The 12338-nt window shown below is 68.7% G+C and carries 16 protein-coding genes; 11 read left to right on the top strand and 5 right to left on the bottom strand.

All coding sequences use genetic code 11. The features are described from left to right. Window positions 1-178 precede the first annotated feature (178 nt). The 4 genes from PHN62_RS06200 (at window position 179) to PHN62_RS06185 (ending at window position 4273) form a co-directional block, all read left to right on the top strand. Window positions 179-610 carry a hypothetical protein gene (locus PHN62_RS06200; protein ID WP_300147815.1) on the top strand — a complete coding sequence of 144 codons (432 nt, stop codon included), beginning with the start codon at window positions 179-181 and terminating at the stop codon, window positions 608-610. A 2-nt stretch (window positions 611-612) separates the two neighbouring features. After that, window positions 613-990, top strand: coding sequence for a hypothetical protein (locus PHN62_RS06195; RefSeq protein WP_300147813.1), 378 nt, complete (start codon window positions 613-615; stop codon window positions 988-990). A 96-nt stretch (window positions 991-1086) separates the two neighbouring features. Next, a complete protein-coding gene (gene sctV, locus PHN62_RS06190) occupies window positions 1087-3174 on the top strand; it encodes a type III secretion system export apparatus subunit SctV (RefSeq protein ID WP_300147810.1) in 2088 nt (695 codons plus the stop codon). Between the two features lie 109 nt (window positions 3175-3283). Then, complete coding sequence (locus tag PHN62_RS06185) at window positions 3284-4273, top strand: leucine-rich repeat domain-containing protein (protein WP_300147808.1); 990 nt, start codon at window positions 3284-3286, stop codon at window positions 4271-4273. Between the two features lie 75 nt (window positions 4274-4348). Here PHN62_RS06185 and PHN62_RS06180 read toward each other — a convergent pair whose 3' ends face one another. The 3 genes from PHN62_RS06180 to PHN62_RS06170 all read right to left on the bottom strand — a co-directional run bounded on the left by PHN62_RS06180 (window position 4349) and on the right by PHN62_RS06170 (window position 7236). Beyond that, window positions 4349-5290, bottom strand: a complete 942-nt coding sequence (locus tag PHN62_RS06180; RefSeq protein ID WP_300147805.1) for a pirin family protein — start codon at window positions 5288-5290, stop codon at window positions 4349-4351. 124 nt (window positions 5291-5414) lie between these two features. Beyond that, the gene (locus PHN62_RS06175) at window positions 5415-6803 is read right to left on the bottom strand and encodes a PleD family two-component system response regulator (RefSeq protein ID WP_300147803.1); all 1389 of its coding nucleotides are present in this window, start codon (window positions 6801-6803) and stop codon (window positions 5415-5417) included. 67 nt (window positions 6804-6870) lie between these two features. Then, window positions 6871-7236, bottom strand: a complete 366-nt coding sequence (locus PHN62_RS06170; protein WP_300147800.1) for a response regulator — start codon at window positions 7234-7236, stop codon at window positions 6871-6873. A gap of 99 nt (window positions 7237-7335) precedes the next feature. Between PHN62_RS06170 and PHN62_RS06165 the strand changes: the two genes are divergently transcribed. The 3 genes from PHN62_RS06165 to PHN62_RS06155 all read left to right on the top strand — a co-directional run bounded on the left by PHN62_RS06165 (window position 7336) and on the right by PHN62_RS06155 (window position 9248). Next, window positions 7336-7635, top strand: a complete 300-nt coding sequence (locus PHN62_RS06165) for a DUF3572 domain-containing protein (RefSeq protein WP_300147797.1) — start codon at window positions 7336-7338, stop codon at window positions 7633-7635. A 10-nt stretch (window positions 7636-7645) separates the two neighbouring features. After that, on the top strand, window positions 7646-8419 hold the full coding sequence (locus PHN62_RS06160) for a hypothetical protein (RefSeq protein WP_300147795.1): 774 nt from the start codon (window positions 7646-7648) through the stop codon (window positions 8417-8419). A gap of 151 nt (window positions 8420-8570) precedes the next feature. Continuing rightward, on the top strand, window positions 8571-9248 hold the full coding sequence (locus PHN62_RS06155) for a dienelactone hydrolase family protein (protein ID WP_300147792.1): 678 nt from the start codon (window positions 8571-8573) through the stop codon (window positions 9246-9248). 19 nt (window positions 9249-9267) lie between these two features. On the opposite strand, the gene folK is transcribed toward PHN62_RS06155, so the two are convergent. Beyond that, window positions 9268-9831: a 2-amino-4-hydroxy-6-hydroxymethyldihydropteridine diphosphokinase gene (gene folK, locus PHN62_RS06150; RefSeq protein WP_300147789.1), complete on the bottom strand. Its 564-nt coding sequence runs from the start codon at window positions 9829-9831 to the stop codon at window positions 9268-9270. Window positions 9832-9940: 109 nt separating this feature from the next. On the opposite strand from folK, the gene PHN62_RS06145 reads away from it, so the two are divergent. From PHN62_RS06145 to PHN62_RS06130, 4 genes are all read left to right on the top strand, one after another. After that, window positions 9941-10579 (top strand): NYN domain-containing protein, encoded by a 639-nt coding sequence (locus tag PHN62_RS06145; RefSeq protein WP_300147787.1) that lies wholly within the window; start codon window positions 9941-9943, stop codon window positions 10577-10579. Window positions 10580-10581: 2 nt separating this feature from the next. Further along, window positions 10582-11034 (top strand): molybdenum cofactor biosynthesis protein MoaE, encoded by a 453-nt coding sequence (locus tag PHN62_RS06140; RefSeq protein ID WP_300147784.1) that lies wholly within the window; start codon window positions 10582-10584, stop codon window positions 11032-11034. Between the two features lie 121 nt (window positions 11035-11155). Then, window positions 11156-11344 carry a hypothetical protein gene (locus PHN62_RS06135; RefSeq protein WP_300147781.1) on the top strand — a complete coding sequence of 63 codons (189 nt, stop codon included), beginning with the start codon at window positions 11156-11158 and terminating at the stop codon, window positions 11342-11344. Then, window positions 11341-11949: a glutathione S-transferase N-terminal domain-containing protein gene (locus PHN62_RS06130; RefSeq protein ID WP_300147778.1), complete on the top strand. Its 609-nt coding sequence runs from the start codon at window positions 11341-11343 to the stop codon at window positions 11947-11949. The genes PHN62_RS06135 and PHN62_RS06130 overlap by 4 nt, the downstream gene beginning before the upstream one ends. 10 nt (window positions 11950-11959) lie before the next feature. Here the strand turns inward: PHN62_RS06130 and PHN62_RS06125 are convergent, their stop codons facing one another. Further along, window positions 11960-12238, bottom strand: a complete 279-nt coding sequence (locus PHN62_RS06125; RefSeq protein ID WP_300147775.1) for a hypothetical protein — start codon at window positions 12236-12238, stop codon at window positions 11960-11962. Window positions 12239-12338 lie beyond the last annotated feature (100 nt).

Raw genomic sequence — 12338 nt, 5'->3', positions numbered from 1 at the left:
GCCGATCCCGCTCCTGCGGGGTCGGCCTCGACGCCTCGGGTCCCGAGCGCGGGAGGCGGGCGCGGCTGGTCCGGATCTTGCTGCGTTCAGGGCTCCGGAGGCTTCCGGAGCCGTCGTTCCTTTTCCCCGGGCCTTGCGGTCCCGGCCCCCGAGTCCTTTCCAGAGGAGGCGTCACGCCATGAGCAACCTGCGCACGACCGGCCCTTCGTCCGGCCTGCCCTCCACGCGCTCCTCCGCCGTGAGCGGGACGGGCGGCGTCCGGAGCCCGAGACGCCCGCCCTCCGCCGCGAATCTCCAGCAGGCGGAGGCCGAGCGCCTGCGCCGCAGCGCCCAGACCACCGCCCGGAGCGTCGAGACCTCGGGCGCGGTCTCCGAGGGCGCGGTCTTCGATCCGCCTCCGGTGGACGAGGCCCTGGCGACCTTCCTTGCGGCGCCTGCGGGGGGGATGCGCGTGGTGGATCCCGCCGCGACCATCGCCCTGACCGACGCCGCGGGCGATCTGGCCGCGAGCGCCGATCCGGTGGACCGCTACGCCGCCGTGGTGGTGGAGACCCATCTGGCCGCCCGGCGCGAGCTTTCCCGGCAGATCAACGCCCTTCTGAAGGCCTGAGCATGAGCGGCGAGATCCTCGGCTTCCGGCCCGCCGCGCCCTCGACCCGGACGACGCCCGTCGCAGGGCGCGCCGCCGAGGCCCTGACGGCTCTGGGGCGGCTCTATCTGACCCAGGGCTTTCCGGAGCAGGCTCTTGCGCTGCTGCTGTCGGCCCAGCGCCGCGCCCCGCGCGACGGCGAGGTGCTGAGGCTTCTGGCCTGCGCCCATCTGCTCACCGATTCGCCGGACAAGACCCTGGCCGTGCTCGACAGGCTGGAGCCGACGCTCACCGGATCGGAGGATCTGCGCGCGGCGCTGCATCTGCGGGCGCGGGCCCTGCTGGCTCTGGGGCGCGTCCGCGAGGCGCAGGCGCTCTTCGACGAGCGGCGGCGGATCTAGCCCGCGCGCCGGTCTCCCTCCGGGGGGCCCGGAATCTCGACGGATCATTTCGACGGATCGCGCCGGATCTCCCGCGGCGCCGTGAAGGGGTTGGGCATGCGCAAGTTCCTGCATCTGGTCGGGCAGCGTCAGGATCTGGTGGTCGTGGTGCTGCTGGTTTCGGCGATCCTGATGATGATCGTGCCGTTGCCGACCTGGCTGGTGGACACGCTGATCGCGGTGAATCTGGCGGCTTCGGTGCTGCTGCTGATGATGGCGCTGTTCATCAAGGATCCGCTGGAGCTCTCCACGCTGCCTTCGATCATCCTGATCGTGACCATCTTCCGCCTCGCGCTCAGCGTGACGACCACGCGCCTGATCCTCGTTCAGGCCGACGCGGGCGAGATCATCCGCACCTTCGGCGAATTCGTGATCGCGGGGAATCTGGCGGTGGGCATGGTGGTGTTCCTCATCATCACCATCGTGCAGTTCATCGTGATCACCAAGGGTTCGGAGCGCGTGGCCGAGGTCTCGGCGCGCTTCACCCTCGACGCCATGCCCGGCAAGCAGATGGCCATCGACGCGGACCTCCGCAACGGCGACATCGACGCTCCCGAAGCCCGCCGTCGCCGCAACGCCCTGACCTCCGAAAGCCAGTTCCACGGCGCCATGGACGGCGCGATGAAATTCGTGAAGGGCGACGCCATCGCCGGTCTGGTGATCGTGGCGATCAACCTGCTGGGCGGCATGGCGGTGGGCGTGATGCAGCATGGCATGAGCGCCAGCCAGGCCGGAACCGTCTATTCGCTGCTGACCATCGGCGACGGCCTCGCGACGCAGCTTCCGGCGCTCTTCGTCTCGCTGGGCGCGAGCGCCCTGGTGACGCGCGTCTCCGCCGACGGCGGCCGCAACCTCAGCGCCGACATCACGCGCCAGATGTTCTCCAGCAAGATCGCGCTGCGGATGGCGGGCGTGGTCCTGGCGGTGGTGGGGCTGATCCCCGGCTTCCCGACGCTGATCTTCCTGCTTCTGGGTCTGGGCTTCGGGGCGCTGAGCTTCTCGGACGAGATCCGCCGCCGGATCTTCGGCGAGCCCGAGGTCGAGGCGGTCGGCCCGAACGCGGAGGCCGTCGCGGCGGCGGCCCTGCTGGAGGCCAAGGCCAGCCCCTTCGCGCTGCGCGTGGATCCGAATCTCCTCGACGAGGCCGAGGAGGAGAGCTTCCGGGACTCGACCCGTCAGGCGACCCATGAGCTCAACGCGAAGATGGGCCTGACGATCCTGCCGCCGCGTCTGATCCGCGATTCCTCCTTGCCCGAGGGCTCGGCCCGGATCGAGCTCGACGAGGTTTCGGTGGCCGAATTCCATCTGCGTCCCGGCGCGCTGATCACCGACGCCGAGGAGGAGAATCTCCGGCTGGCGGGGGTGCCCTTCGAATCCGCGCCCGAGACTCCGCCGGGCTTCGCGCGGATGGGCTTCGCGCCCGAGGCCGCCCGCGAGAAGCTCATCGGCGACGGCCTGACGGCGCTGACTCCGGCGGAGGCTCTGGCGCGGGTGGCCTCGGCGGCGCAGAAGCGCTACGCCAGCGCCTGCGTGGGCGTGCAGGAGGCGCGGCTGGCGGTCTCGGACGCGGCCTCGCTCTATCCGGATCTGGCCAGCGAGGCGCGCAGCGCGCTTTCGGCCAACAAGTTCGCCGAGGTGCTGCGGCGTCTGGTGGACGAAGGCGTGCCTCTGCGCAACTGGCGCGTGGTGCTGGAGGCCATCGCGGAATGGGGCGCCAAGGAGCAGGATCCCGTCGTGCTGTCGGAATACGTCCGGACGGCGCTCAAGCGCCAGATCTGCGACACCGTGGCCGGACCCGACCGCGTGATCCCGGCCTATCTGCTGGACCGCAGCCTTGAAGACGTGGTGCGCGGCTCGATCCGTCAGACGACGGTGGGCGAATATCTCGCGCTGGACGACATGATGTCGGCGCGGATGGTGGAGGCGATCCGGGGCGCCCTGCGCGAGCCCATGCCGGGGGCGCCTCAGCCGGTGATCCTGACCTCGCTGGACGTGCGGCGCTTCACGCGGACGCTGCTGGCGAACAACGGGCTGCGTCATGTGCCGGTGCTGTCCTTCCAGGACCTCGCCGACGACTTCACCGTGGCGCCTCTGGCGACCATCGGACCGGGCGGCGCGATGAATCAGGCGCAGGCGGCCGAGTGAGCCGCCGCGCATGACGCGAAACGCCCGCCGGAGGAGACTCCGGCGGGCGGTTGCGTTTTGGGGATCTTTCCGGCAAGGTTCGGCCTCATGCGGGAACGGGAGAGGCTTCATGCGCAAAACGACGAAACGGCTCGCGGAGATTCTGACGGCGACGGCTCTAGTCTTCGGAGCAGGCGCCGCGACGGCGCAAGAGAGCCGGACGGCCGAGCAGATTCAGCAGGATCTATGGAAGACGAATGAACACGCCGCCTTCGCCGAGGCCCGCCGCCGCATCGCAGAGATTGAAGGAGATGGAAGGGGTCAGAGGTTGAGTTTCGGTGATCTTGAGGCGCTGAAAACTCTGCCGCCGGAAATCACGCGCCTGACGGGGTTGCAGAATCTAGATCTCACCTTCACCTCCGTCAGTGATCCTTCCCCTCTGCCCAAGATGTCGGGATCCGTGCAGCCTTCCCAAGCGCTGGCTCTTTTATGGAAAACTGATGAGCAAGCCACCCTCGTCGAGGCCCGCCGCCGCATCGCAGCAATTAAAGGGGATGGAAGCGGTCAGAAGTTGAGTTTCGCTGACCTTGAAGCGCTTAAAACCCTGCCGCCGGAGATTTCTAGCCTGAAGGGATTAAAGTCCCTTACATATTTGTTTTCCCCAACACATTCATCCTTACTCGCAAAGATGGGAATGCTCAACATTCCGAAGGAAAATTTCGCCATCAGCAACTTGATGCCGCTGGCCGGACTGACCGGGTTGCAGGAACTTAATCTCGCCTCCACTGAGGTCCGCGATCTGACGCCGCTGGCTGGATTGACTGAATTGCGGACACTGGACCTCAGCTACACTCCCATCAGCGATCTGACGCCGCTGGCCGGACTGACCAAGTTGCAGAAACTTTATCTCTCCTCCACCTCGGTCGGCGATCTGACGCCGCTGGCTGGACTGATCGGGTTGCAGGAACTGGGTCTCCGTTCCACCTCGGTCAGCGATCTGGCGCCGCTGGCAGGGCTGACGGGATTGCGGACGTTCTATCTTTCTCGCGGCTCCTCGCATGATCTGATGCCTCTCGTGCCGCTGATCGCGCAGGGCTTGGAGATCATCGCCATAGACTGAAACAACTCTTCTTCAACAACGACGCCGCGCGGCCCTCCTGAAACCGGGAAGACCGCGCCGCCCCCAAAACCGCCCTCACCTTTCCGGGGCGTCGATATATTCGAAGTCGTCGCCGGGCGGCAGGCTGAAAAGTCCGTCGCGGAAATCGCCGCGGCGCCAGGCCTCTTTGGCCTCCTCGATCTTCTCCTTGGAGGAGGAGACGAAATTCCACCAGATATGACGCGGCCCCTCCATGGTCGCCCCGCCGAGCATCATGATGCGCGCCGGAAGCCGTCCCACGGATTTCACGTCGATGGGATCGCCCGGCCGAAAGACCAGCATCCGGCCCGGCGCGAACCGACGCCCCGAAATCTCCACCTCGCCTTCGAGGATGTAGATCCCGCGATCCTCATGCTCGTTCGGCAGAGGCAGGACCGCGCCGGGCTGGATCAGGGCGTCGGCGTAGAAGGTTTCGCTCAGCATCTCCGCCGGAGCCTGCTGGCCGTAGAGAGTCCCGAGGATCAGCCGCACCTGCTTGCCCTCGGCCTCGATCACCGGCAGGCTCTGCTTGCCGTGATGGGCGAAGCTCGGGGCACGGTCCTCCTGATCCTCGGGCAAAGCCATCCAGGTCTGGACGCCGAAGAGCTCATGCGGGCCTTTGCGCGTCGCGGGACGGGTGCGCTCGGAATGGGTGACCCCCTTGCCCGCGATCATCCAGTTCACCGCCCCCGGCTCGACCACCTGAGCCGCGCCGGTGCTGTCGCGATGGAAGAACTCGCCGCGATAGAGATAGGTCACCGTCCCGAGCCCGATATGCGGATGAGGCCGCACGTCCACGCCCTGCCCCGTCAGGAACTCCGCAGGCCCCGCCTGATCGAAGAAGATGAAAGGCCCCACCATCTGCCTCTGGACCGAAGGCAAGGCGCGGCGCACCTCGAAATCCCCGAGATCCCGCGCGCGCGGCACGATCTCGAAGGCGATGCGGTCCACCTCGTCGCCCTCGGGGCAGACGGGATCCAGCGCGGGATTCCAGCTCATGGGGAGTCCTCCTTGGCTTTGTCGCTCGGGTCTGCGGCCAATATGGGCCGGAAATCCCGGGCGCCCAAGCCCGGGCGACGCAACGAAGCGTCGCCGCAGGAGAAACGGTCCCGACCGGAGAGGATCAGGCCGCCGCGCAGGTCACGCGGTTGCGGCCCATGCGCTTGGATTCATACAGCGCCCCGTCGGCGCGGCGGAGCAGATCCTCGGGATCGTCGGGCTCCAGGCCCCGGCTCTCCGAAACCCCCACGCTCACCGTCACCTCGATGGACAGCGAAGAGCCGTCGTTCTGGGTGATCACGAAAGGGGCGGCCGCCATGGCGTCGCGCAGCCGCTCGGCGACCCGCAGGCCCTCGGCCTGATTGGCGCCGGGCATCACCACGAGGAACTCCTCGCCGCCGATCCGCGCCGCCAGATCCAGATTCCGGATCTTCTCGCGCATGCGCCGCGCCACCTCGACGATCACGGCGTCGCCCGCCGGATGGCCGTAGCGGTCGTTGATGGTCTTGAAGCGGTCGATGTCGAGCAGCAGCGCCGCGAGCGGCGCCTTGTCCGCCATGCCGCGCCGCATGAGCGTGGCCAGATGAACCCCCGCGTAACGGCGGTTGTAGAGCCCCGTCATGGGATCGGTGGCGGCCATGCGCAGACCCGCCGCCATGTTGTCGCGCAACCGCTCCGAGAAGCGCTTGCGGCGGATCTGCGACAGCGAACGGGCGATCAGCTCGTGTTCGTCCACGGGGCGCATGACGTAGTCGTTCGCCCCGAGATCCAGCGCCCGGGCGATGGTCTCGTAATCGCGGTCGTCCACGATGAGCAGCAGGGCGCTGTGGCGCGCCTCCGGCGAGGAGCGCAGCTCCGAACAGAGCCGCAGCGCCTCGGTGTGGACCATGGCGGCGTCGATGAGGAAGAGATCGGTCTCGGCGGCGCGGGCGGCCTCCAGAGCCTCGTCCCGGCCGTTCGCCCTCAGGCAGCGCACCCCGACGCGCTCGGTCAGGGCGGGACGCACCGTCTCGAAGAGCGGGCCGCGCTCGTCGACCACCACCACGCGTCCGTCGAAGCGGCGGGCGCTGGGGTCGAGCCAGGGGGCGTCGAGCCCGAGGCTGCGGCTGGTCTCGTCGCGCATGCGCAGCTCGTCGATCATCATCTTGACCCGCACGAGGCTGCGCACCCGCGCCAGAAGCGCGAGCTGATTCGGCGGTTTGGTCAGGAAGTCGTCGGCGCCGACCTCGAGTCCGCGCACGCGGTCCGAGGGCTGATCCAGCGCCGTGACCATCACGACCGGAATATGCGCCATCTCGGGATCGGCCTTGAGGCGGCGGCAGACCTCGAATCCGTCCATGCGCGGCATCATCACGTCGAGCAGGATCAGGTCCGGCTGCTCCTCGCGGGCGACGCGCAGGGCGTCGAAGCCGTTCATGGCGGTGAGGACGGTGTAATACTCGGCCTTGAGCTTGGCTTCGAGCAGCTTGACGTTGGCCGCGACGTCGTCGACCACCAGGATGCGCGCCGACATCTCCACCTCCCCTGCCTTCTCGAACGCCGTCCCGGATCCGCGCCCGGATCCACGGGAGCCCCTGCGCTTATTCCACGTATTTCTTGACGGTGTTCAGGAAATTGACGACCGAAATCGGCTTGGCGATGTAATCCTCGCAGCCTCCGTCGCGGATCTTCTCCTCGTCGCCCTTCATGGCGAAGGCCGTGATGGCGATGACGGGAATATGGCGCAGGTCGTCGTCCTCCTTGATCCATTTGGTCGCCTCCAGTCCGGAGACGTGCGGAAGCTGGATATCCATCAGAATCAGGTCGGGAACATGGCGCCGGGCGAGCTCCATGGCCTCCATGCCGTCGTAGCTCTGGAGCACCTGATAGCCCTGCGCCACGAGGAGGTCATGAAAGAGCTTCATGTTCAGCTCGTTATCCTCCACGATGAGGATGGTCTTGGACATGAGGCTCCGCTCCGCAAGGATGAGGCCGGGCCTGTTGACGCCCCGCGTTTCGACGACCAGATTGGCGCGAGGGAAGTTAAGGAATTCTGTAGGACGATCATGAAATCCCGCCCGAACCGCGAGGAAGCGGAGACCGTCGCCTTGCGCGCCCTCGCCTGGACCGCCGCAGAGCCCGAACGCCTGAACGGATTCCTCGCCTTTTCGGGGCTCGCCCCCGGAGATCTCGGCGCGGCGGCCCGCGATCCGGCGGCTCTGGGGGGGCTGCTCGACTGGCTTCTGGCGGATGAATCCGCCTTGCTGGCCTTCTGCGCCGAGGCCCGGCTCGCGCCGGAGGAGCCCATGGCGGCGCGGGCGGCCCTTCCGGGCTTCTCCGGAGACCTGACCCGGGACTGGGCGTGAGGACGCAGGCATGAGCGGACGGATCAACGACAGGCCCGGATGGGGCGCCCGGATTCTCGCCGGACTGACGGGCGGAGCCGCGCCGAAGGGCGGGCGCAGGGAGAAGCCGCTCTCGCTGCGCGGCTATCCGGTGCATGACCTCGTGTGGCCGCAGCTCTTCGAGCTGGAGCTGGAGAAGGGCCGCCCTCTGGCGGTCTTCGACGCCGACGACGTGCTGCTGGACTTCGCCGCCCATTTCGACCGCTATCTGGGCGAACGCGGCTATCGCCTGAGCTTCGCGCCGGGCTATCGCCATACCGTCACCCGGATCAAGGATCCCGAAGGCCGCGTCGAGACGGAGATCTCGGATCCTCTGGTGGAGCAGTTCTTCACCACCGAGACCCGCCGCCAGAGCGCCTTTCCCGGCGCCGCCGAGGCCCTCGCGCGGCTGGCGCAGGACGGCGCCCAGGTGATCGTGCTGACCAATTGCCCGGTCTCGGCCCGCGAGGACCGGATCTTCAACCTCGCGGATCTGGGGATGCCGGTTCCGGTGGTGGCCAACATCGGCCCCAAGGGTCCGGCGCTGAAATACCTCAGCGACCTGATCCGCGCCCCCGTCACCTTCGCCGACGACACTCCGCGTCAGATCGCTTCGGCGGCCCGCGCGGCGCCCGACGTGCATCTGCTGCATTTCGCCGCCGACCCCTGGGTGCGCGAGGCCGCCGGACGCTCCGAGGAGGCCCATCACGCCCCCGAGGCCTGGCCCGATCTCGAAGCGCGCATCCGCAGCCACCTCTTCCGCTGAGGGCGGGCCGGGCGGGCCGGCTTGCGGGGGCGCTTGCGTCGAATCGGGACGCGCCTTACCTTTCCGTCATGCGGAGGCGGAAAGCCGCCCTCCTGTCCCTTCAGGCGCGCCGCGCTGCGGCCCGGCGCCGAGATCCCGAGGAGTCTGCTCCATGAGCCGTCTGGATGGTCCGCGCGCGGGCGCCGCGCCGGGGCGCGCGAAAAGCCTCGTGATCTTCGTGCATGGCTACGGGGCGAACGGCGAGGACCTCATCGGATTGTCGCGGCCTCTGGGGGCGATCCTGCCCGAGGCCGCCTTCGTGGCGCCCGACGCGCCGCAACGCTGCCGCGCCTCGCCTTTCGGCTTCCAGTGGTTCCCCATCCCCTGGATGGACGGCTCCTCTCAGGCGGCCATGGAGCAGGGCTTCCTTGCGGCGGGGGCGGCGCTGGACGGCTTCCTCGACGCCGAGCGCGAGCTCTACGGCCTGCCCGACGCCCGCGTGGCTCTGGTGGGCTTCAGCCAGGGCACCATGATGAGCCTCGAAGTGGGCCTGCGCCGGACCAATCCTCTGGCGGCCATCGTGGGATTCTCGGGACGCATCGTCAATCCGGAGATGCTGGTTCCCCAGATCCGCTCGCGGCCTCCGGTGCTGCTGGCCCATGGCGAAGAGGATCCGGTGGTGCCCTTCGCCGCCATGGGCGAGGCCCGCGCGGCGCTCGAAGCCGCGGGCGTGGAGGTCATGACCCTCGCCCGCCCCGGCCTCGGCCACGGCATCGACCCCGAAGGCCTGACCGCCGCCGCCCAGCTTCTGGAGGCGCGTCTCGCCTTCTCCGCGCCCCAGGGCCGCTGATCCGCAGGGCGGAGGCCCGTCAGCCGCCGCCCAGACGCCCGGCCATCTCGACCAGATCCCGCCCGAAGACCGGATGACGCCAGTGCGGCGCCAGCTCCGCCGCAGGCTCCAGCGCGAAGAAGCGCAGATGCAGGCGCGGATGCGGCAGCACGAGGAAAGGCTGATCCAGAGGCGGATGAACCGCCTCGGACAGACGGAGCCATTCCTCCGCGTCCGGGCGCAGGATCTGGCCGCAGGTCAGCAGGTCGAGGTCGCAGACCCGCGGCGCCCAGACGGCCTCGCGGGTGCGGCCCATCTCGGCCTCCACCTTCAGCAGGATCGTCAGCAGGGCTTCAGGCTCGAGATCGGTCTCCAGCAGGGCGGCGCCGTTGACGTAGTCGGGCTGGTCCGAGCCCGGAGGCCAGGGCGGCGTGCGCCGCCAGCGCGAGCGCGCCGCCACGCGGATTCCCTCCGCCTCCAGCCGCTTCAGCGCCGTCTCCAGCGTCGCGACGGGCGGTCCGAAAAGGCCGTCCAGATTCGCGCCGAGGCCCAGAAGGATCGATTGATCCTGATGGAGGGGATCGCGGTCTCGCGCGTCATTCACATTGATTCTCCCGCGCGCCGGATTATCTTGCGCCCTGCTCCCGTGGAGTCGGACGCCTCATTGAGTCCGATCCGCTCTTTCATACTTCCAAAACCATAGAGGCATACAGATGTTTTATCGCGACGACAGACTCGCGCTCTTCATCGACGGCTCGAATCTCTACGCCGCCGCCCGTGCGCTCGGTTTCGACATCGATTACAAGAAGTTGCTCAGCGAGTTCGCCGCGCGCGGCAAGCTGGTCCGGGCCTTCTACTACACCGCCCTGATCGAGAACGACGATTATTCTCCCATCCGTCCCCTGGTCGACTGGCTCGACTACAACGGCTACACCATGGTCACCAAGCCGACCAAGGAGTACACCGACGCGGGCGGACGCCGGAAGATCAAGGGCAACATGGACATCGAGCTGGCCGTGGACGCCATGGAGCTCGCGCCCAACATCGACCACATCGTGATCTTCTCCGGAGACGGCGACTTCCGCCGCCTGGTCGAGGCGCTCCAGCGGATGGGCAAGCGCGTGAGCGTGGTCTCCACCATCGCCTCGACGCCGCCGATGATCTCCGACGACCTGCGCCGCCAGGCCGACAGCTTCATCGACCTGAGCGACCTTCAGGGCGTGATCGGCCGTCCGACGCGCGTCGGCGAGCCCCGTCCGCCGCGCGGACCCCGCGCCGCGCCGCCGCAGAACCAGGGCGCCGCCCCCGAAGCCGCCGAGCCCTCGGGCGACGACGCCGCCGCGGAGGACTGAGCATGGCCGTCCGGGTTCAGGCCGAGGATTTCGACCCCGCCGCCGAACTCGAAGCCCTGGCCGCCGAGGCGGGCGCCGCAGGAGCGGTGGTCAGCTTCCTCGGCCATGTGCGCGGCGAGAAGGGGTCGGTGGCCGCCCTGACCCTGGAGCATTATCCGGGCATGGCCGAAAGGGCGCTGGAGGCTCTCGAGGCCGAGGCCCGGCGCCGCTGGGCTCTGGAGGGCTGCCGGATCGTCCATCGCCACGGCAGGCTGACGCCCGGCGAACGCATCGTGATGGTGGCGACGGCCTCGCCCCATCGCCGGGACGCCTTCGAGTCCGCCGCCTTCCTGATGGACCGCCTCAAGACCGACGCCCCCTTCTGGAAGCGCGAGGAAGGCCCCCAGGGCGCCCGCTGGATCGAGGCCCGCGAGGCCGACGCCCGCGCCCGCGACCGCTGGAGCCCAGACCGCTGAAGTCCTCCTTGCGGGAGCGGGATTGACCTCGGCTCCGGCTCTCCCCAGATTCCGGATCCGGACGGGGCGCGCTCCGTCCTTTCCGCCGTCCCTCGCGGGCGGCCTGCCGGGAGAGACCCAGATGCTCCGCCTTCTCCTGACGCGCGCCGCTCAGGCCGCCGCCGCCGCCGCCCTCGTCCGCCGCGCCGTGAAGGGCTTCGCCCCCCGCGAGGAGGCGAAGGCGAAGCCCGAACCCGCTCCCGAATCCGTCAGACCCGCGCGTCGGCGTCCGCCGCCGCATCGCGCGCCGCCCCCGAAGGACGCGTCATGAAGCTCTACTGGTCTCCGACTTCGCCCTATGTGCGCAAGGTCATGCTGCTGGCCCATGAGGCGGGCCTCGCCGAAGGGCTCGAACTGATCGACGGGCGCGGCACCCCCTGGGACCGCAACGCCGAAACGGCGGCCTATAATCCGCTCGGGAAGGTGCCCTGCCTCGTGCCGGAGGAAGGCCCGGCGCTCTACGACAGCCGGGTGATCTGCGAATATCTCGATTCGCGCCACGAAGGCCCGACCTTCTTCCCCGCAGGAGAAGCCCGCTGGAGGGCCCTGACGCTGCAATCTCTGGCGGACGGGCTGCTCGACGCGGGAATCCTCATCCGCTACGAGACCATGCGCCCCGAATCCGAGCGCTCGCCGGGCTGGATCGCCGCCCAGACGACCAAGCTCCAGGCCGCGCTCGACCGGCTGGAGGCGCGCTGGATCGCCCATCTCAACGGGCCGCTGGACATCGGGCATCTCGCGACGGCTTCGGCGCTCGGCTGGATGGAGCTGCGCAAGCCCGTCTCGCCCGGTCTGGAGAGCCGCCCCCGGCTCAAGGCCTGGTTCGAAGGCTTCTCGCAGCGCCCCTCCATGCAGGCCACCTTCCCGAAGGAGTGATCCCGAAGGCTCAGAAGGCCACGAAGGAGCGCACCACCCAGCCCTGAGGATCCACCCGCAGAGGCATGGCGACCAGCGTCGCGGAGGAGGCGCCGAAGCGTCGGGCCGCCTCGCTCCCCTCGCCCGGCGCGGAGGGCGTGTTGCAGCGCGTCTCTCCGTTCGCGTCGATGCGGCAGGCGAGCGGCACATGCGCGGTCACCCGGAAGGACAGGCTCTGGGCCGCGGCGACGGAAGACCCCGCGCCCGGAAGACAGGCCGCGAGGACGAAGGCGAGAAGAGGAAGCCGCATGGGAGAAGCCTTTCCAGTCCCGTGATCAGGAGGGCGCAGGGCCCGTCGCAGGAAGGCTTAGGCGAGGCGGCTTAAGAGCGTCTGAATCCCGGGTGAAATC

It is taken from the genome of Neomegalonema sp. (genome assembly GCF_028688855.1).
In the GTDB taxonomy this organism is placed as follows: Bacteria; Pseudomonadota; Alphaproteobacteria; order Rhodobacterales; family Rhodobacteraceae; genus Neomegalonema.
This window is presented reverse-complemented; position numbering and strand designations above follow the sequence as displayed.